Raw genomic sequence first — 18,566 nt, 5'->3', positions numbered from 1 at the left:
AACGGTGATGCCGGCCATCGTGTTGCTCACGGTGAAGGCCGTGCCTGCGGGACGGCTGGCGACCACGAGCTCGCGCTTGGATGTATCGATCCCGATATGGACCGGCGATGTCTTCCGCGCCATGCTGAGAGACCTCCCTTGTCTGCGGTCTGGAGACCTTGCAACCGTTCGGGCTGCACAGCGGGAGGCCGCCGGACCCAGCTCACCCTCGGGCGGCAATCCCTAGGGCTGTGTACGGTCTCGGCGGCCCAGGCTGGGGATCCGGATCCCCAGCCTGGGCTCAGCTTCTCACAAACCTCATCAGACAAGGGCTGGCCCAGGCCTCGGCAAACTCCCCTCACCCGGAGCCGCTCCGCGTCTCCGACCTCTCCCGCAAGCGGGAGAGGCAACACCTCACCGCCTTGGTCCGGTTGGATGACCCGATCTGGACTGGACTCATCCCGCTCTAATGTTTCGGCCGCTGGTATGAGCTCGGCGGCACGGTCCGCCGTGTCCCGATCAGCCCTTCGGCTGCGGCGCGATCGCGTCCAGGATCTCGCCGATCTCCTTCGCCTTGTGGCGGCCGAGCCAGAGCAGGCCGGAGGCGAGGCCGACGAACAGGACCAGGAAGACCCAGAGCGCGGTGGCCATGTAGCCGTGCATCGGATCGCTCTCGGCCTCGCGGATCATCAGGAGGCCGAGCACCAGGACGAACAGCACGAAGCCGATGACGCTGAGATTGACCGCGGTGGTGTGCCAGGTGGCCAGGCGGCGGTACTCGATCCGGCACTCCACGATCGCGCGCTTTTGCGCCTCGTCGCCGGCGAAGCGGTTCAGCTCGATCTTCTGGCGCAGCGCCAGCAGGTCGCGCAGCCACTGGCTGAGCTGGATATAGAAGAAGCTGCCGACCAGGCCGGCCAGGGTCAGCAGCGGGCTGAGCAGCGACAGCGGGTTGGCCGGGGTCACGGCCGGTCCTCCCGGCGCAGGGTGTCGAGCAGGGCCAGGATCGTCTCCGCCGTGATCGAGAACCAGGTGAGGGTGGGCGAGGAGGGCTTCTTCGCCGGCGGCGCGGGCCGGCTGCCGTTGGTCACCACCGCCGCGACCGAATCGTAGAGGGTGACGAGCTCATCATAGCCGCCGCGCGACAGGCTGAGCTCGAAACGCTGCACCTGGGCCCGGCCGGCTGCGGCCGCGGCGCGGGCGTCGGCCTCGGCCTGCTCCAGGGCCTGGCGCAGCTCGGCCCGGGCAGCAGCCCGCCACTGCGCGGTGCGGCGGGCCCGCAGCAGCCGCGCCAGGTACTGCGCCCGCGGCAGGCCGAGCTGGAACCGGGCGTAGATCCGGTTGGCGTCCGGCTGCTCGTCGCTGTGCAGCGAATCGTAGAAGCGGGCGATCCAGGCCTCGGCCTGCTGCCCCGGGCTCTCGTAGCGGCGTTCGCCGAGCACCCATTCGCTGACGAGATCGACGCACAGCGCCTCATAGCCGGATTCGATCCGCGCCCGGCTGGCCGGCGTGGCGTCGATCGCCAGCGCCGCCTTGGCCCTGGCCAGGCGCTCCCGCCTCTCCGCATCCTCCGCCATCGCCTCTCCCCGATTCCGCCGCACGGACCGATCCTATCGAATCCGGTGCGCCGGGGCAGGGCACTTCTCGTGAACCCGGTCAGGCCGGCAGCCCGGCCGCGAGCAGGCCGTCGCGGCAATGCGCGCGGTCCTCGTCGTATTTGTAGTGCAGGGTCGCGAGGAAGCCGTCCGCCGTGAACCCTGGCTCGATCCGCAGCACCGCCTGCGCATGGGCGCCGGCGGCCGTGGCGTCGCCCATCTGCGCCAGCGCGGCGGCGAGGAAGGCGTGGTGGGTGTGGTCCTGGCGGGTGATGTGGCTGTAGGCCTCCACCGCCTCGGCATAGCGCCGGGCGGTGTAACAGGCCCGGCCGAGATGGCTCCAGAACCGCTCCGGGTGATAGGGGTTGAGCCGCATCGCCTTGCGGATCCAGTCGATGCCTTCCTCCGGCCGGCCGAGCCAGGTCAGGATCTCGCCCTGCTGCACCACGATCAGGTCGTAGTTCGGGTTCAGGCCCAGCGCCCGCTCCTGGTGATAGACGGATCGGTCGAACTCGTCCCGCGTCAGGGCGACGGCCGCCAGGATGCGGTGGACATCGGCGTCGTTGTCGTCGAGGGCGACGGCGGTCTCCAGCGCGCCGACCACGGCATCCCAGGTGGCGTCGCGGTCGGCGCACCAGCCGTTGACCCAGCCCTGGCCCAGCACGCAGGCCCGCCAGGCATGGGCATGGGCGTATTTCGGGTCGAGGGCGATGGCGCGGTCCAGCATCGCCAGGGCCTGGGCGTTGTCGTCGCGCGTCGACCGGTGGTGCAGCACCTTGCCGGCCAAAAGGCACTCATAGGCTTCCAGATTGTCCGTGGTCTTGCGCTTCGCCCGGTCGCGCGCCGCGGCCTCGACCCGGCCGGGCAGGGTGGCGGCGATCGCCGACGTGACCTCGTCCTGGATCGCGAAGATGTCGGCCAGGTCGCGGTCGTAGCGCTCGGCCCAGATGTGCCGGTCGGTCTCGGCGTCGATCAGCTGCACCGTCACCCGCACCCGGCCGCCCGCTTTCCGGACGCTGCCCTCGATCACGTAATGGACGCCGAACTCGCGGGCGACGTCCTGCACCTTCACCGCCTTGCCCTTGTGCACGAAGGCGGAGTTGCGGGAGATCACGAGCAGGTCGTGGAAGCGCGACAGCTCGGTGATGATGTCCTCGGTCAGCCCGTCGGCGAAGAACTCCTGCTCCGGGTCGCCGCTCATGTTGACGAAGGGCAGCACGACCAGGGAGGGCTTGGTCGCGGCCGGAACGCTGGCGGCGGCGCTGGGCGGGACCTCCGCCGCCGTCGGGTCGAGCCGGACCCGGTAGACCCGGATCGGCCGGGAGATGTTCTTGACCGACTGCTCGCCGAGATCCTCGAAGCCGATGTCGAGCCGGTCGCCGACCTGGTCGCGCACCGCGCCGGAGACGCAGATCCCACCCGGCTCCGCCAGAGTCTGCAGCCGCGCCGCGACGTTGACGCCGTCGCCGAACAGGTCGTCGTCCTCGACGATCACGTCGCCGAGATTGATGCCGATGCGGAACTGGATCCAGCGCGCCGGCGAGACGTCGGCGTTGCGCCGGGCCATGCGGCGCTGGATCTCCGTGGCGCAGGCCAGGGCGTCGACGACGCTGGCGAACTCGACCAGGAGGCCGTCGCCGGTGGTCTTGACGATGCTGCCGCGGGTCTTGGCGATGGCCGGGTCGATCAGCTCGAGCCGGTGGGTCTTCAGCCGCGCGAGGGTGCCGGTCTCGTCGGCTTCCATCAGCCGGCTGTAGCCCGCCATGTCCGCCGCCAGGATCGCCGCCAGCCTGCGCTGGACCTCCGGCCGTTCCATGGACCCGTCCTCGCCCCGAAGGATGCAATTTTAGCAAAAACGGGCTCGGGTCACAAAAGAAGTTACGCCCGCCGCCGCCCGCGCTCCCCCCGCTTCGGCGCCGCCTCGGCGATCATCTCGGCGGCGGCCTCCTCCAGCATCGCGTCGATGGCGCCGGCGGCGACGCTCTCACGGCCGATCTCCAGCAGCACCGGCACTGCGAGCGGCGAGATGCGGTCGAGCGCGCGCAGCGTCAGCCGGCGCCGGGCGCGCTTCAGCAGCAGGGCGACACGGCCGAGGTCGACCAGGCCGCGGGCCGCGTCGGCGCGGGTGGCGCGCAGCAGCACATGGTCCGGCTGGTGCCGGCGCAGAACGTCGTAGATCAGGTCGGCGCTGACCGTGACCTGGCGGCCGGTCTTGCGCTCGCCGGGAGAGCGGCGGTCGATCAGCCCGGCGATCACGGCGACGTTGCGGAAGGTGCGGCGCAGCAGGCTGGAGTCGCCCATCCAGGCCTCCAGGTCGTCGCCCAGCATGTCCTCGTCGAACAGCGGCGCCGGGTCGGTCACCGGCTCGAGGCTCCAGGTCGCCAGCACATAGTCGGTGGCGACGAAGCCGATCGGCCCCAGCCCGGCGCGCTCCATCCGCTTGGTCACCAGCATGCCCAGCGTCTGGTGCGCCTGCCGGCCCTCGAAGCAATAGGCGACCATGTAATGCCGGCCGCCGCGCGGGAAGGTCTCGATCATCAGCTCGCCCGGGCCGGGCAGGCCAGAGCGGTACCGCTGCAACTCCAGCCACTCGCGCGCGTCGTCCGGCAGCCCGGGCCAATGGGCGGGGGTGGAGAGCAGGCGCCGCACCCGGTCGGCCAGATGGGTGGTCAGCGGCATGCGGCCGCCGGCATAGGCCGGCACCTTCGGCTCGCCGCGGGCGGCGCGGCTGCAGATCACCGTCATCTCGCGGATGCCCTCGAAGCGCAGCAGCTGGCCCGCGAACATGAAGGTGTCGCCCGGCACCAGCCCCTGGGCGAAATACTCCTCGACCTCGCCCAGGACCTTGCCGAAGCCGCCGGAGAGCCGGACCTTCAGCATCTCCTCCTGGACGATGGTGCCGACATTCATCCGGTACTGCCGGGCCACCACGGCGCTGGCCACCTTCCAGCGGCCCTGGGCGTCCTGCTTCAGCCGGTGGAAGCGGTCATAGGTGCGGAGCGCGTAGCCGCCATGGGCCACGAACTCCAGCACGTCGTCGAAATCGCGGCGCGGCAGGCCGGCATAGGGCGCGGCGCGGCGGACCTCGGCGTACATCGCATCGGCGTCGAAAGGGGCGGAGCAGGCGCAGCCCAGGAGGTGCTGCGCCAGCGTGTCCAGCGTGCCCGGGGCGGGCGGGTCGCCGTCCAGGGTCATCGCCTCGATGGCGTCGGAGGCGGCGCGGCACTCCAGCACCTCGAAGCGGTTGGCGGGGACCAGCACCGCGACCGAGGGCGCGTCGAAGCGGTGGTTCGACCGGCCGATGCGCTGCAGCAGGCGGCTGGCGCCCTTCGGCGCGCCGATCTGGACCACTAGGTCGACCGCCGCCCAGTCGATGCCGAGGTCGAGCGAGGAGGTGGCGACCACGGCGCGCAGCTCGCCCCGCGCCATCGCCGCCTCGACCTTGCGGCGCTGCTCCGCCGCCAGGCTGCCGTGGTGCAGCGCGATCGGCAGCACCTCCTCGTTGATCCGCCACAGCGCCTGGAACACCAGCTCCGCCTGCGCCCTCGTGTTGACGAAGAGGATGGTGGTGCCGGCCTTGCGGATCCGCTCGTACAGCTCGGCGGCGGCGTAGGTGCCCATATGGCCGGCCCAGGGCAGCCGGCCTTCGGCCACCATGATCTCGACCACCGGCTTGATCCCGGGCGGGCCGCGCACGGTGCGCACCAGGGCGGGGTCGGCCCGGCCGCTCGGCGACAGCCAGGCCACCAGCGCGTCCGGATGCGCCACCGTGGCCGACAGCCCGACCCGGCGGGCCTCCGGCGCATGGGCGGCGAGGCGGGCGAGGCCGAGCGCCAGCAGGTCGCCGCGCTTGGTGCCGGCCAAAGCGTGCAGCTCGTCGATGATGATGCAGCGCAGGCTGCCGAAGATCCGGCCCGCATCCGGATAGGACAGCATCAGCGCCAGGCTCTCCGGCGTCGTCATCAGCAGCTGCGGCGCGTGCCGGCGCTGACGCTCGCGCTTGATCTGCGGCGTGTCGCCCGTGCGAGTCTCGGCCCGGATCGCCAGCCGCATCTCGGCGATCGGCCGTTCGAGGTTGCGGTGGATGTCGACCGCCAGGGCCTTGAGCGGCGAGATGTAGAGCGTGTGCAGCCCCTCGCGCGGCCGCTCCGCCAGCTCGATCAGCGTCGGCAGGAAGCCGGCCAGGGTCTTGCCGCCGCCGGTCGGGGCGATCAGCAGGGCATGGGCGCCGTCGCGCGCCGCCGCCACCATCTCCAGCTGGTGCGGATGCGGCGTCCAGCCCTTGTGCCGGAACCAGCCGGCGAAGGCGGGCGGCAGCAACGGTTCGGCGGTCTCCGCCAGCATGGTCTCCCGGTCCCGACATGCAACCGTCACGGCGGGGCGCCGTTTCGGCCATGATCCGGGGCCAGCCTGCGCCCGCCCCGTCACCGGAACAGATCAGCCCATGACCCGCCGGACACGCAAGCGTTTAGTGTTTGTTCTCGTCCTCCTGGGCGCGTTCGCCGCCGGAGTCTTCGTCGCCAACAGCTCCCGGCTCTACGGCCCGCCGGGCGGGAAGCCGGCGCTGCTGGCCCATCGCGGCCTGGCCCAGGGCTTCGACCGCGCCGGGCTGACCGGCGACACCTGCACCGCCGCCCGCATGCTGCCGCCCGAGCATCCCTATCTCGAGAACACCATCGCCTCGATGCGCGCCGCCTTCGGCCTCGGGGCCGAGATGGTCGAGATCGACATCCAGCCGACCACGGACAGGCGGTTCGCCGTCTTCCACGACTGGACGCTCGACTGCCGCACCGACGGCCGCGGCGTCACGCGCGAGCACAGCCTGGCCGAGCTGCAGGCGCTGGACATCGGCCAAGGCTACACCGCGGATGGCGGCAGGACCTACCCGTTCCGCGGCAAGGGCGTCGGGCTGATGCCGTCGCTGGACCAGGTGCTGGCGGCGTTCCCCGACCGCCGCTTCCTGCTGAACGTCAAGAGCAACGACCCGGCGGAGGGAGAGTTGCTGGCCGAATACCTCGCCGCCCTGCCGCCGGATCGTCGCGACCGGCTGGCCGCCTATGGCGGGGACCGGCCGATGGCGGTGCTGCGCGAGCGGCTGCCCGGGTTCCGCTCGATGTCCCGCGCCTCGATCAAGGACTGCTTCGTCGGCTACATCGCGCTGGGCTGGACCGGCCATGTGCCGGAGGCGTGCCGGCGGAGCGTCCTGCTGGTGCCGGCCAACATCGCGCCCTGGCTGTGGGGCTGGCCGCACCGCTTCGTCGACCGGATGCAGGCCGCGGGCACGCCGGTCTTCCTGATCGGCCCCTGGAGCGGCGGCTTCTCCGAAGGGATCGACGATCCGGCGCAGGTCGCCGATCTGATCGCCGCTGGCTATGCCGGCGGAATCGAAACGGACCGCATCGATCGTCTGGCGCCAGCGCTGAAAACCGCCGAATGAATCGAGACAATCCAACCCGGGTTTCCGCGGCGCCCAGTCGAGAGTTCTTGTTTGTCGGACGAATATAGAAGCACTTTTATGGATCATCGTCACATTATTGTTCCGAGGATCGTGCGCAATTCGATACGAAATTATATGACTCTCCGGATGCGTTTTTTCTCTTCCCTCCTAAGATGCCGGCCTGCGGGCCGCAGGCCCGAAGAAGCACATCAGGAGGAAGCGCGATGGGCCTGTCGAGCCAATCGTCCGGGGCCGAGGGCGGCGATCTCGCCCGCCGGCTGAAGAGCCGCCACATCCACATGATCGCGATCGGCGGCGCCATCGGCGTCGGGCTGTTCCTCGGCTCCGGCAAGGCGATCGCCAAGGCCGGGCCGGGGCTGCTGCTGAGCTACGCCATCGGCGGCCTCGCCATCTTCTTCATCATGCGGGCGCTGGGCGAGCTGCTGCTGCACAAGCCGGTGGCCGGTTCCTTCGCCACATATGCCGAGGAGTTCGTCGGCCCCTTCGCCGGCTTCGCCACCGGCTGGTCCTATTGGTTCATGTGGGTGGTGATCGGCATGGCCGAGATCACCGCGGTCGGCGTCTATGTCCACTACTGGCTGCCGGATGTGCCGCAATGGGTGCCGGCGCTGGTGACGCTGGCGGTCCTGACCCTGGTCAACATCGTCGCGGTGCGGCTGTTCGGCGAGCTCGAGTTCTGGTTCGCGCTGATCAAGGTGGTGACCATCGTCGCGCTGATCCTCGGCGGCCTGGCCGTGATCGTCTTCGGCATCGGCGACCTGGGGCAGGGGGCCGGCGTGTCCAACCTGTGGTCGCATGGCGGCTTCCTGCCCTTCGGCGTGCTCGGCGCCGTGCTGGCGCTGCAGATGGTGATGTTCGCCTATCAGGGGGTGGAACTGATCGGCGTCACCGCCGGCGAAGCCGAGGACCCGGCCCGGGTGCTGCCGCGCGCCACCAACGGCATCATCTGGCGCATCCTGATCTTCTACCTGGGCGCGCTGGCGGTGATCATGTCGCTGCTGCCCTGGACCCAGCTGGACCCGAACGCCAGCCCCTTCGTCTTCGTGTTCGACAAGCTGGGGCTCAGCGCCGCGGCCGACGTGATCAACCTCGTGGTCATCACCGCCGCCGCCTCCTCCTGCAACAGCGGCCTGTTCAGCAACGGCCGCATGCTGTTCACCCTGGCCCGGTCCGGCCAGGCGCCGCGCGCCTTCGCCCGGGTCAGCCGCAACCATGTGCCGGTGGCCGGCATCGCCGCATCCTCCGCGGTGATGCTGATCGGCGTCGTCCTGAACTACCTGGTGCCGGAGGAGGCCTTCGTCTGGGTCACCAGCATCTCGCTGGTCGGCAGCCTGTGGACCTGGGGCATCATCATGATCGCCCATCTCGGCTATCGCCGCGCCGTGGCCCGGGGCCAGGCCGCGCCGGTCGCCTTCCGCATGCCGGGCGCGCCGGTCGCCAACTGGCTGGTGGTGGCGTTCCTGGTGCTGGTCGCGGTGTTCCTCGGCTTCGACCCGTCGACCCGGGTCGCGCTCTATGTCGCGCCGGTGTGGTTCGCGCTGCTGATCGCCGGATATCTCCTGATCGGCCGCCGCCGGCAGCCCGCGCTCGGCCTGTCGTGACGCCTGTCCTAACCCTTTGCGCCGGCTGCCGGACCGGCGCATAAGGGGCGGGACGGAGAGCGGAGGACAGCGATGCGCGCGGACGGACCGATCGGGCTCATGGCGGCGATCCCGCAGGAGCTGGCGGCCCATGACGACCTGGTGGTGCGCACCGAGCGCGAGATCGCCGGCTGCCGCTTCCGCCTCGGCCGCCTCGGCACCCGTGATCTGGTCGCGGTCGAGGCCGGCATCGGCAAGAGCCATGCCGCCATGGTCGCGACCCTGCTGCTGCAGGAGTTCGGCTGCAGCTCGCTGCTGTTCTCCGGCGTCGCCGGCGGCCTCGACCCCGACCTCGCCATCGGCGACGTGGTGGTGGCCGACCGTCTGGTGATGCACGACTACGGCGCCCGCGTCGGCGGCCGGCTGAAGCCGTACCAGCCTGGCGTGCCGCCGCTGCCCGGCTTTCCGGAGGAGACCGGCTACAGCCTGGACCAAGACCTCCGAGAGAAGATCAGGGACGCTCTCGAAGGTCTTGATATCGGTGGATTTGGCGCTGCGGCGACCGGTGGCGAGCCGCACCGGTCCCGGCTGATCTTCGGCACCATCCTGACCGGCGACATCTTCCTCAACGACGCGCAGGAGCGCGAGCGGCTGCAGCGCGAATTCGGCGGCGTGGCGGTGGAGATGGAAGGCGCGGCGGTGGCGGCGGTGGCCGAGCGCTTCGGCGTGCCGGCGGTGGTGGTGCGGGCGCTCAGCGACCTCGCGGGCACCGAGAGCCACATGGATTTCCGCGCCTTTCTCGACGCCGCCGCGCGCATCGCCGCCCGCGTGGTCGGGCGGATCTCGACGGTGCTGTAGCCGGCGGCTGGAGCCTCCGGCGGGCGCCGGCAACCTGAACTTCCGGCGGAGTCGGCCTGTTTTCCTTCGGGAGCGGCGCCGCCGACGAGCGCCGCCATTGCCGGAGGAAACGGAGCATGCTCCCGATCCTGCAGGTGGTCAGCCTGTGCCTAGTCGCGCTGGCCCTGACGCCCGCCCTGGCGCATGCGCTCGAGTGGCCGGGCAAGATGCGCCTCGGCCGCGAGGCGTATCTGGCCGTCCAGCCGATCTATTATCCCGGCTTCACCTGGGTCGGCGGCGTCGGCGAGATCGCCTGCATCATCGCCGTCCTGATCCTGCTGGTGATGACGCCGGTGGACGGCGCCGCCTTCTGGTGGGTGGCGGCCGCCCTGCTGGCCCTGGTCGCGATGCACGCCGTCTACTGGCTGGTGACCCATCCGGTGAACCAGGTCTGGCTGCGGCACGAGACATTGGGCCGGGCCGGCGCCGGCTTCTTCGCCAGCGATCCGCTGCGGCGCGAGGGGGCGGCCGATCCGGACGAGGCGAACTGGATGGCCTATCGCGACCAGTGGGAGCGCTCGCACGTCATCCGCGCCGGCCTGGCGGCGATCGGCTTCGTGGCGCTCGCGATCAGCGTCGTGCTCTGAGCAGCGAAGAATCCGGTTCGGTGCGGCACGGTCTCGACAGGCGCGACGAGGATGACATCATGGCGGAAACCGTCGAAGCCCGGAGATGGGCAGGAACGGAGGAGGCCATGGACGCAGCGCTCATCGAGGAATATGCGCAGAAGCTCAGGACCGCCGGCGCCGGGGCGTCGCTGGTGCTGTTCACCCGCGGCGGGCACGAGCACCCCGCCCGCGATGTCCGGACCGCGCGCGATCTCGTCTACCTGACCCATGACGCCGGCGAGACCGTCATCCTGCGGTCGGAGATCGTCGCCATCCGGTTCCGCGACGCGAAGACAGGATCGTCCAAGATGGGATTCTGACCGGCAGAGGCGCATGGCAGGGCCCGGCCGGGCTCATGGATCGGGGGCGATCCGGCTTTGCCAAGCCGGCGGCCGGGGCCGAGGATGACGGCAAGCGATCGACGCGCCGGACCGGAGCGCCATGACACCCCGCCACATCCTGCTCGCCCTGCTGGTGGCCGCCATCTGGGGCTTCAACTTCGTGGTCATCCGCATCGGCCTCGGCAATTTCCCGCCGCTGCTGCTGGCCGCCCTGCGCTTCATCCTGGCGGCGCTGCCGGCGGTTCTGCTGCCGCGCCCGCAGGTGCCGTGGCCGCGCATGATCGCGATCGGCCTGACCCTGTTCGTCGGCCAGTTCGCCTTCCTGTTCCCCGGCATGCTGCTGGGCATGCCGGCCGGGCTGGCCTCGATCATGCTGCAGTCGCAGGCCTTCTTCACCATGCTGGTGGCCGCCCTGGCGCTGCGCGAACGGCCGACCGGCCGGCAGATCGGCGGCGGCGCCATCGCCTTCGTCGGGCTCACCGTGATCGCGTCGACCGCGGATGGGGGCGACGTCACCGCGATCGGCCTGGCCCTGACCCTGGCCGCGGCGCTGAGCTGGGCCTGCGGCAACGTGCTGCTGCGCGGTGCCGGCAAGGTCGACATGCTGCCGATGATCGTCTGGCTCAGCCTGGTGCCACCGCTGCCGCTGCTGGCCCTGTCCGCCGCGATCGAGGGGCCGGCGGCGATCGGACACGCCCTGGCCTCGGTCAGCTGGACCGGCATCGGCACGGTGCTCTACCTCGCCGTGCCGACCACGCTGCTCGGCTTCGGCATCTGGGGGCATCTGCTGAAGCTGTATCCCGCGGCGACGGTGGCGCCGTTCTCGCTGCTGGTGCCGATCTTCGGCGCCGCCTCCGCCGCCCTGGTGCTGGGCGAACGCTTCGGGCCGGCGCGTCTGCTCGGCATGGCGCTGATCCTGCTCGGCCTCGCCGCCGTGGCCCTGCCGGTGGCCAGGCTGCTGCGCCTGCGCGCGGCACCTGGATCGTCTTGAATCACGGCCACCCGATCCGCTTCTATCGAGTTCCCGAAGCTGCGAGACCGCCCATGGACTACGAACCCCGGCTGCGCAACCACGGCCTGCCGCACGACCCGTTCAAGGCGCTAGTGGTGCCGCGGCCGATCGGCTGGATCAGCACGATCAGCCCGGACGGCGTGGTCAACCTGGCGCCCTACAGCTTCTTCAACGCGGTGGCCGACCGGCCGCCGATGGTGATGTTCGCGCCGAGCGGGCCGAAGGATTCGCAGCGCAACGCCGAGGCGACCGGCGAGTTCGTGGCCAATCTCGCCACCTGGGACCTGCGCGAGCAGATGAACGCCACCTCCGCCTCGGTCGGGCCGGAGGTCAGCGAGCCCGAGCTGGCCGGGCTGGAGATGGCACCGTCCCGGCTGGTGAAGCCGCCGCGGGTCGCGGCGGCGGCCGCGGCGCTGGAATGCCGCTGGGTCCGGTCGGTGCCCCTGACCACCGCGGCGGGAGAGGCCGTGCCGGGCGCCGTCGTGATCGGCGAGGTGGTGTCGATCCATATCGACGACGAGGTGATCGTCGACGGCCGCATCGACCTGTCGTCCCGCCGTGCGATCTCGCGTCTCGGCTATATGGATTACGGCGTGCTGGACACGGTCTTCAGCATGCAGCGGCCACGCTGAACGCTTCCGACCCGGCATCCGTGCTACCTTCGGAATTCGGGAACCCATCGCGCCGTCGTGTCGTTCCGTTTGCCGGGACGCCCGCCGGAGCGCGGCGGGCCGAAAGGGAAGGGGACAGCATGGGTCTGCGCATCGGCTTCTGGTGGTGTTCGGCTTCGGCCGTGCTCGGCATCGCGCTGCTCCCGGCCGGAGGGCAGGCGCAGGAGGTTCCGGCCGAGCCGAAGCGGCCGGCGATCATCACCTCTACGCCGCAGGCGCCGCGGCCGCTGACCGAGGATCCGGGCGCTTTCATCGGCTTCAGCCTGGAGAACGACGTCTTCGCCAACACCGACCGCGGCTACACCAACGGCTTCCGCTTCGCCTTCACCAGCTCGGAGACCTGGACGCCGGACTGGCTCGCCGGCGCTGCGCGCGCCTTTCCGCTGTTCCCCGACGCCGCGCCGATCCGGTCGACCCTCTCCTTCGGCCAGAGCCTGTACACGCCGAAGGACATCTCACTGCGCGACCCCGACCCGAACGACCGGCCCTACGCCGCCTGGCTCTACGGCAGCGCCGCGGTCCTCGCCGATTCGGGCGACCGGCTGGACCGGCTGGAGCTGCAGATCGGCGTCGTCGGCCCCTATGCCCTCGGCGAGCAGGTGCAGAACACCGTGCACAGCATCATCGGCTCGGAGAAGGCGCGGGGCTGGAAGCACCAGCTGAACAACGAGCCGGGCGTGATCCTGAGCTACGAGCGCACCTGGCGCAGCGCCTATGTTGCCGCACCGCTCGGCTTCGGCTTCGACATCTCGCCCTATGTCGGCGCCAGCCTCGGCAACGTGCTGACCCAGGCCTCGGTGGGCGCCACGGCGCGGCTCGGCCTCGATCTGCCGGCCGATTACGGGCCACCGCGGATCCGGCCGAGCGTGCCGGGTTCGGACTTCTTCATCCCGACCAGCGGCTTCAGCTGGTATCTCTTCGCCAGCGTCGAGGGGCGGGCCGTGGCGCGCAACATCTTCCTCGACGGCAACACCTTCGAGGACAGCCCGCACGTCACCAAGAACCCGCTGGTCGGCGACCTGCAGATCGGCCTCGCGGTCCAGATCGACGACATCCGGATCGCCTACACCCATGTCTACCGGACGCAGGAGTTCGAGGAGCAGAAGAACCGCTTCACCCAGTACGGGGCGTTCACCCTGTCCTGGCGGTTCTGACGCCGATCAGCCGATCGCGGCCCAGGCCTTGGCGATCCGCGCCGCGATCCGGGCGTTGTGCTCCACCAGCGCGATGTTGGCGGCCAGGCTGCGGCCTTCGGTCAGGGCGACGATCCGGGCCAGCAGATAGGGCGTGACCGCCTTGCCGGCGATGCCCTCGCGCCCGGCATCGGCCAGGGCGCTGGCGATGGCGGCGTCGATCTCCGCCTCGGGCAGGGCGTGCGCCTCCGGGATCGGATTGGCGATCACGGCCCCGGCCGGGAAGCCCAGTGCCGCCTGGGCTGCGAGCAGGGCCGCCACCTCTTCCGGCGTGTCGCGGCGGAGCGCCAGGGGCAGGCCGCTCGACCGGCAAAAGAAGGCGGGCAGGGTGTCGGTGCCGTAGCCGATCACCGGCACGCCGCGGGTCTCCAGATATTCCAGCGTCTTCGGCAGGTCGAGGATCGACTTGGCGCCGGCGCAGACCACCGCGACCGGGGTGCGCGCCAGCTCCTCGAGATCGGCGGAGATGTCGAAGCTGGTCTCGGCGCCGCGATGCACGCCGCCGATGCCGCCGGTGGCGAACACCCGGATGCCGGCGAGATGGGCGCCGATCATGGTCGCCGCCACGGTGGTGGCGCCGAGCCCGCCCGCGGCCAGGATCGCGCCCATATCGCGGCGCGACAGCTTGGCGACATCCTTCGCCGTAGCGAGTCGCTGCAGCAGCGCGTCGTCCAGGCCGACATGGATGCGGCCGTCGGCCACCGCGATCGTCGCAGGCACCGCGCCTTCCTCGCGGATGATCGCCTCGACCCGGCGCGCCATCTCCAGATTCTGCGGATAGGGCATGCCGTGCGAGATAATCGTGCTCTCCAGCGCCACCACCGGGTGGCCGGCGACCAGGGCGGCAGAGACCTCGGGGGCGATGGCAAGGAAGCGGTTCATCATGGTCCTCACGCGACAATCAGGGCGCGCCGGCGCAACGCGTCGGCGGTCAGGGTTTCGGGCACGGCGGTCGGCGCCTCTAGCGCCAGGGCCGCGGCGGCGCGGCCCAGCCGGGCGGCTTCGGCCAGCGCCAGGCCGGTGACCAGGCCGTAGAGGGTGCCGGCCACGGCGGCATCGCCGGCGCCGGTGACGTCGACGATCCCGGCCGGGCAGGCGGGAACAGCGGCCTCGCCGGCCGCGTCGGCGATCAGGGCGCCCGCTTCGCCGCGGTTCAGCACGACACGGCCGACGCCTTCGGCGCGCAGCCGGCGCAGCGCCGCCCAGGCCGTGGCCTCGTCGGTCACCGGCTGTCCGGTGATCGCTTCCGCCTCGTCGCGGTTGAGGCAGAGCAGGTCGATGCGGGCCAGCAGGCCACGCAGCTTCTCCGATTTCGGCGAGGACACCGCATCGACCGCCACCAGCGCCGGACGGCCGGGATGGGACAGGATCGCCGCCAGCCCCCCGGCCGGCAGATTGGCGTCGACGAACCAGGCCGCGGCCGGCTGTGCCGCCGCCAGGGCCGGGGCCAGGATGTCCGGCCCGATCTCGTCATAGATGCCCATATCGGCGATCGCGACCGCCATCTCACCGCCCGGCTCCAGCACCGCGGTGTAGCTGGCGGTGCCGCTGGTCTCCGACCGCGTGACCTGGGACAGGTCGAGGCCGAGCCGCGCCATCTCCGCCAAGATCCGCTCGGCCGAAGGATCGTGGCCCATGCGGCTGACCAGACCGACCGGCAGGCCCAGCCGGGCCAGGGTCTCGGCCACGTTGCGGGCGACGCCGCCCAGGCTGGTGCGGATCGTCACCGGGTTCGAGGTGCCCAGGCGCACGGCGCGGTGGGCGCGGGCTTGGCGGTCGATGTGAGCGGCGCCGAAGCACCAGACGGGCGGGGTCATGCGGTCTCTCGTCGATCGGGCCGCACCCTGCGTCCGCCATCCTCGAAAGGCAAGATCCAGGGTTGCGCAGCGCGGCCGCAGACGGCAGCATCCCGGCCATGCGACGCGTCGCCACCCTGATCGTGCTGCTGTTCGCCCTGGCCGGTCCGGCTCTGGCCGAGGATCCGCCGGTGCCGTCCGGCACCTATCGCGGGCAGGTGACCTCGGGCGGCGTGCTGTCCCCGTCGCTGCTGACCTTCATGCCGGAGCGGCGCGGCGGCTGCTATCACGTGGTCGACTCCACCGCCGGGCCCTATGACGGCCAGCTCAGCGACGGCGAATCCCTCGGCGGCGGCCTCTATCGCTTCACCTGGAGCGACAAGTTCGGCATCGGCACCGTGACCTTCGCCTTCCGCGACGGCGGGTCCGAGTTCAGCGGCAAATGGTACTTCGCCGACCAGTTCGCCGGCGTCTGGCTGGCCAAGCGGGCCGAGGGCGAGGACATGAAGTGCAAGCCGATCCCGGTGGCGTCGTTGAACTAGCTCCGCGTTTGGCGCCGCCTCGATCCGTCCCATATGCTTGAGGCCATGCCGACCCTGCGCCCCGACCAGTGGATCCGAGTCCAGCCCGAGGGCCTGCTGGTGGTGCCCGGCGGCTTCCATGTCGACCCGGTGCGGCCGGTCGAGCGGGCGCTGGTCACCCATGGCCATTCCGACCACGCCCGGCCGCACAATGGCGCGGTGCTGGCGACGGCCGAGACGCTGGCGATCATGCGCGCCCGCTACGGCATCGATGCCGGCCGCAGCCTGCAGCCGGCGGTGCTGGGCGAGACCATGCGGATCGGCGAGGTCGACGTCACCTTCGTGCCCGCAGGCCATGTTCTGGGCTCGGCCCAGATCGTGCTGGAGCATGCCGGCAGCCGGGTGGTGGTGTCCGGCGACTACAAGCGCCGACCGGACCCGACCTGCCGCGGCTTCCAGCCGGTGGTCTGCGACGTCTTCGTCACCGAGGCGACCTTCGGCCTGCCGGTGTTCCGTCACCCGCCCGACGGGCATGAGATCGGCAGGCTGCTGCACTCCATCGCCCTGTTCCCGGAGCGGGCGCATCTCGTGGGCGTCTACGCCCTCGGCAAATGCCAGCGGGTGATCCGCCTGCTGCGCCAGGCCGGCTGGGACCGGCCGATCTACATCCACGGCGCGCTGGAGGCGTTGTGCGAGCTGTACGAATCGCTCGGCGTGCCGCTCGGGCCGCTGCTGCCGGCGACGACGGCGTCCAAGGCCGAGCTCGCCGGGCAGATCGTGCTGGCGCCGCCCTCGGCCGGCGCGGACCGCTGGTCGCGCCGCCTGCCGGACCCGGTGGTGGCGGCCGCCTCCGGCTGGATGCGGGTGCGCCAGCGCGCCCGGCAGGGCGGGGTCGAGCTGCCGCTGGTGATCTCCGACCACGCCGATTGGGACGAGCTCTGCGCCACCATCGAGGAGGTCGAGGCCGGCGAGGTCTGGGTCACCCATGGCCGCGAGGAGGCGCTGATCCATCAGGTCCGGAAGTCCGGCCGCGCCGCCCGGGCGCTGGCGCTGATCGGCTTCGAGGAGGACGACAGCGTATGAAGGGCTTCGCCGCGCTGATCGAGGGGCTGGTCTACATGCCCTCGCGCAACGGCAAGATCCGGCTCCTGACCGACTATTTCGAGCACACGCCGGATCCCGACCGCGGCTGGGCGCTGGCGGCGCTGACCGGGACGCTGACCTTCGCCGCGGCCAAGGCCTCGACCATCCGCAACCTCGCGGTCGAGCGGGTCGACGAGGCGCTGTTCGGCTGGTCCTACGACTTCGTCGGCGACCTGGCCGAGACCGTGGCCCTGATCTGGCCGCCGAAACCCGGCGCCAACCGGGAGCCGAGCATCACCGAGGTGGTGGAGGAGCTGCGCGCCACTTCGCGCGCTGCGGCGCCGCTGCTGATCGAGCGCTGGCTCGATTCGATGGGCGCGTCGGAGCGCTTCGCCCTGCTGAAGCTGATCACCGGCAATCTCCGGATCGGCGTGTCGGCGCGGCTGACCAAGGTGGCGCTGGCGGAATGGGGCGGTCAGCCGGTCGACGAGATCGAGGAGCTGTGGCACGCGCTGGAGCCGCCCTATGAGGAGCTGTTCGTCTGGCTGTCGGGGCAGGGGCCGAAGCCGGAGATCGGCGACCGCGCCACCTTCCGGCCGCTGATGCTGGCGCATCCGCTGGAGGCCGGGGACATCGCCGGGCTGGACCCCGCCGCCTATCGCGCGGAATGGAAGTGGGACGGCATCCGGGTGCAGGTGGTCGGCCGCGGCGACCGGCCGCCGCGGATCTATTCGCGCAGCGGCGACGACGTCACCGGCGCCTTTCCGGACCTGGCCGACACCATCCGCTTCCATGCCGTGCTGGACGGCGAGCTGCTGGTGGCGCGGGATGGGGTGGTGGCGCCGTTCAACGACCTGCAGCAGCGGCTGAACCGGAAGGTGATCACGGCCCGGATGATGGAGGAGTACCCGGCCTGGGTGCGGCTCTACGACATCCTGTTCGAGGGCGAGGAGGATCTGCGCCCGCTGCCCTTCGACGCCCGCCGGATCCGCCTCGAATCCTGGATCGCGCGGGAACGGCCGCCGCGCATGGACCTGTCGCCGATGGTCCCGTTCGAGAGCTGGGACGAGCTGGCGGCGCTGCGCGACAATGCCCGGGCCCAGGCGATCGAGGGGCTGATGCTGAAGCGCGGCGACAGCGACTATGTCGCCGGCCGTCCGAAGGGGCCCTGGTTCAAATGGAAGCGCGGCGCCCTGACGCTCGACGCCGTGCTGATGTACGCGCAGCGCGGCCACGGCAAGCGCTCCTCCTACTATTCCGATTACACCTTCGGCTGCTGGCGCGGCGAGCCGGAGGGCGACCGGCTGGTGCCGGTGGGCAAGGCCTATTTCGGTTTCACCGACGAGGAGCTGATGCAGCTCGACCGCTGGGTGCGCAACCATACGGTCAAGCGCTTCGGCCCGGTGCGCGAGGTCGAGCCCCGACTGGTGCTGGAGGTCGCCTTCGACAGCGTCCACCGCTCCACCCGCCACAAATCGGGGGTCGCGATGCGATTCCCCCGGATCCATCGCATCCGCTGGGACAAGCCGGCCGCGGAAGCCGATCGGCTGGAGACACTTGAACGAATGATCGTGGAGTAATACATCGGTTTAATATGATTTTCATTTGACAAGAAATTTTATTCATCGCCGGCGCGTATTAGGCGTTGACAGTCATGGCCCGGTGAGCGAGGGTCGGCGGCAAGAGCGGCCCCCGATCAAGGCCGCCGAGCACTTGATGCCAGCAGACGAGTCGCGCCCCGGAGAGGGCGAGGAGCCGTGCGCTTTCTTCAAAGGACGCGGCAGGACACGGAAGGATGACATGTTGGCGAACGACCTCAGACCGAACTCTCT

At 70.8% G+C, this 18,566-nt stretch carries 17 protein-coding genes; 11 read left to right on the top strand and 6 right to left on the bottom strand.

The genetic code is table 11. The features are described from left to right. Positions 1–498 precede the first annotated feature (498 nt). The 4 genes from G537_RS0114355 to G537_RS38005 all read right to left on the bottom strand — a co-directional run bounded on the left by G537_RS0114355 (position 499) and on the right by G537_RS38005 (position 5,918). A complete protein-coding gene (locus tag G537_RS0114355; RefSeq protein ID WP_026870709.1) occupies positions 499–945 on the bottom strand; it encodes a hypothetical protein in 447 nt (148 codons plus the stop codon). Next, a complete protein-coding gene (locus G537_RS0114350) occupies positions 942–1,556 on the bottom strand; it encodes a hypothetical protein (protein WP_026870708.1) in 615 nt (204 codons plus the stop codon). Before G537_RS0114350 ends, G537_RS0114355 begins: the two co-directional genes overlap by 4 nt. Before the next feature lie 79 nt (positions 1,557–1,635). Beyond that, positions 1,636–3,390: an adenylate/guanylate cyclase domain-containing protein gene (locus G537_RS0114345; RefSeq protein ID WP_026870707.1), complete on the bottom strand. Its 1,755-nt coding sequence runs from the start codon at positions 3,388–3,390 to the stop codon at positions 1,636–1,638. A gap of 62 nt (positions 3,391–3,452) precedes the next feature. Continuing rightward, positions 3,453–5,918 carry a ligase-associated DNA damage response DEXH box helicase gene (locus G537_RS38005; protein WP_034851674.1) on the bottom strand — a complete coding sequence of 822 codons (2,466 nt, stop codon included), beginning with the start codon at positions 5,916–5,918 and terminating at the stop codon, positions 3,453–3,455. A gap of 100 nt (positions 5,919–6,018) precedes the next feature. Here G537_RS38005 and G537_RS0114335 point away from each other — a divergent pair, with 100 nt between their 5' ends. The 8 genes from G537_RS0114335 to G537_RS0114300 all read left to right on the top strand — a co-directional run bounded on the left by G537_RS0114335 (position 6,019) and on the right by G537_RS0114300 (position 13,295). Continuing rightward, on the top strand, positions 6,019–7,011 hold the full coding sequence (locus tag G537_RS0114335; protein ID WP_051248418.1) for a glycerophosphodiester phosphodiesterase family protein: 993 nt from the start codon (positions 6,019–6,021) through the stop codon (positions 7,009–7,011). Between the two features lie 224 nt (positions 7,012–7,235). Then, entirely contained in the window at positions 7,236–8,633 is a 1,398-nt protein-coding gene (locus G537_RS0114330; protein ID WP_051248417.1) for an amino acid permease, read from the top strand. 72 nt (positions 8,634–8,705) lie between these two features. Next, positions 8,706–9,470, top strand: coding sequence for a 5'-methylthioadenosine/adenosylhomocysteine nucleosidase (locus G537_RS0114325; RefSeq protein ID WP_026870704.1), 765 nt, complete (start codon positions 8,706–8,708; stop codon positions 9,468–9,470). Between the two features lie 116 nt (positions 9,471–9,586). Next, a complete protein-coding gene (locus tag G537_RS0114320; protein ID WP_026870703.1) occupies positions 9,587–10,096 on the top strand; it encodes an anthrone oxygenase family protein in 510 nt (169 codons plus the stop codon). Between the two features lie 107 nt (positions 10,097–10,203). Further along, entirely contained in the window at positions 10,204–10,437 is a 234-nt protein-coding gene (locus tag G537_RS0114315) for a hypothetical protein (RefSeq protein ID WP_026870702.1), read from the top strand. Positions 10,438–10,558: 121 nt separating this feature from the next. Beyond that, positions 10,559–11,449: an EamA family transporter gene (locus G537_RS0114310; protein WP_026870701.1), complete on the top strand. Its 891-nt coding sequence runs from the start codon at positions 10,559–10,561 to the stop codon at positions 11,447–11,449. A 53-nt stretch (positions 11,450–11,502) separates the two neighbouring features. Next, a complete protein-coding gene (locus G537_RS0114305) occupies positions 11,503–12,102 on the top strand; it encodes a flavin reductase family protein (protein ID WP_026870700.1) in 600 nt (199 codons plus the stop codon). Positions 12,103–12,221: 119 nt separating this feature from the next. After that, complete coding sequence (locus tag G537_RS0114300; RefSeq protein ID WP_064742134.1) at positions 12,222–13,295, top strand: lipid A deacylase LpxR family protein; 1,074 nt, start codon at positions 12,222–12,224, stop codon at positions 13,293–13,295. Between the two features lie 6 nt (positions 13,296–13,301). On the opposite strand, the gene G537_RS0114295 is transcribed toward G537_RS0114300, so the two are convergent. Together G537_RS0114295 and G537_RS38000 are read right to left on the bottom strand one after the other, a co-directional pair. Then, positions 13,302–14,216 (bottom strand): pseudouridine-5'-phosphate glycosidase, encoded by a 915-nt coding sequence (locus G537_RS0114295; RefSeq protein WP_155888614.1) that lies wholly within the window; start codon positions 14,214–14,216, stop codon positions 13,302–13,304. A gap of 8 nt (positions 14,217–14,224) precedes the next feature. Then, positions 14,225–15,151, bottom strand: a complete 927-nt coding sequence (locus tag G537_RS38000) for a carbohydrate kinase family protein (RefSeq protein ID WP_051248416.1) — start codon at positions 15,149–15,151, stop codon at positions 14,225–14,227. Positions 15,152–15,249: 98 nt separating this feature from the next. Between G537_RS38000 and G537_RS37995 the strand changes: the two genes are divergently transcribed. Genes G537_RS37995 through G537_RS0114275 form a run of 3 tightly spaced genes read left to right on the top strand, consistent with a single transcriptional unit; the run spans position 15,250 to position 18,314 of the window. Beyond that, positions 15,250–15,672: a hypothetical protein gene (locus G537_RS37995; protein WP_155888613.1), complete on the top strand. Its 423-nt coding sequence runs from the start codon at positions 15,250–15,252 to the stop codon at positions 15,670–15,672. A gap of 45 nt (positions 15,673–15,717) precedes the next feature. Then, entirely contained in the window at positions 15,718–16,734 is a 1,017-nt protein-coding gene (locus G537_RS0114280) for a ligase-associated DNA damage response exonuclease (RefSeq protein ID WP_155888612.1), read from the top strand. After that, positions 16,731–18,314 carry a cisplatin damage response ATP-dependent DNA ligase gene (locus tag G537_RS0114275; RefSeq protein ID WP_026870695.1) on the top strand — a complete coding sequence of 528 codons (1,584 nt, stop codon included), beginning with the start codon at positions 16,731–16,733 and terminating at the stop codon, positions 18,312–18,314. Before G537_RS0114280 ends, G537_RS0114275 begins: the two co-directional genes overlap by 4 nt. Positions 18,315–18,566: the final 252 nt, after the last annotated feature.

This window comes from Inquilinus limosus DSM 16000 (assembly GCF_000423185.1).
Lineage (GTDB): Bacteria > Pseudomonadota > Alphaproteobacteria > DSM-16000 > Inquilinaceae > Inquilinus > Inquilinus limosus.
This window is presented reverse-complemented; position numbering and strand designations above follow the sequence as displayed.

What these genes read in the sequence shown, in the direction of transcription:
- G537_RS0114350 (WP_026870708.1), bottom strand. Translation starts at nt 1,556, where the DNA reads ATGGCGGAGGATGCGGAGAGGCGGGAGCGCCTGGCCAGGGCCAAGGCG.
- G537_RS0114345 (WP_026870707.1), bottom strand. Translation starts at nt 3,390, where the DNA reads ATGGAACGGCCGGAGGTCCAGCGCAGGCTGGCGGCGATCCTGGCGGCG.
- G537_RS38005 (WP_034851674.1), bottom strand. Translation starts at nt 5,918, where the DNA reads ATGCTGGCGGAGACCGCCGAACCGTTGCTGCCGCCCGCCTTCGCCGGC.
- G537_RS0114335 (WP_051248418.1), top strand. Translation starts at nt 6,019, where the DNA reads ATGACCCGCCGGACACGCAAGCGTTTAGTGTTTGTTCTCGTCCTCCTG.
- G537_RS0114330 (WP_051248417.1), top strand. Translation starts at nt 7,236, where the DNA reads ATGGGCCTGTCGAGCCAATCGTCCGGGGCCGAGGGCGGCGATCTCGCC.
- G537_RS0114325 (WP_026870704.1), top strand. Translation starts at nt 8,706, where the DNA reads ATGCGCGCGGACGGACCGATCGGGCTCATGGCGGCGATCCCGCAGGAG.
- G537_RS0114320 (WP_026870703.1), top strand. Translation starts at nt 9,587, where the DNA reads ATGCTCCCGATCCTGCAGGTGGTCAGCCTGTGCCTAGTCGCGCTGGCC.
- G537_RS0114315 (WP_026870702.1), top strand. Translation starts at nt 10,204, where the DNA reads ATGGACGCAGCGCTCATCGAGGAATATGCGCAGAAGCTCAGGACCGCC.
- G537_RS0114310 (WP_026870701.1), top strand. Translation starts at nt 10,559, where the DNA reads ATGACACCCCGCCACATCCTGCTCGCCCTGCTGGTGGCCGCCATCTGG.
- G537_RS0114305 (WP_026870700.1), top strand. Translation starts at nt 11,503, where the DNA reads ATGGACTACGAACCCCGGCTGCGCAACCACGGCCTGCCGCACGACCCG.
- G537_RS0114300 (WP_064742134.1), top strand. Translation starts at nt 12,222, where the DNA reads ATGGGTCTGCGCATCGGCTTCTGGTGGTGTTCGGCTTCGGCCGTGCTC.
- G537_RS0114295 (WP_155888614.1), bottom strand. Translation starts at nt 14,216, where the DNA reads ATGAACCGCTTCCTTGCCATCGCCCCCGAGGTCTCTGCCGCCCTGGTC.
- G537_RS38000 (WP_051248416.1), bottom strand. Translation starts at nt 15,151, where the DNA reads ATGACCCCGCCCGTCTGGTGCTTCGGCGCCGCTCACATCGACCGCCAA.
- G537_RS37995 (WP_155888613.1), top strand. Translation starts at nt 15,250, where the DNA reads ATGCGACGCGTCGCCACCCTGATCGTGCTGCTGTTCGCCCTGGCCGGT.
- G537_RS0114280 (WP_155888612.1), top strand. Translation starts at nt 15,718, where the DNA reads ATGCCGACCCTGCGCCCCGACCAGTGGATCCGAGTCCAGCCCGAGGGC.
- G537_RS0114275 (WP_026870695.1), top strand. Translation starts at nt 16,731, where the DNA reads ATGAAGGGCTTCGCCGCGCTGATCGAGGGGCTGGTCTACATGCCCTCG.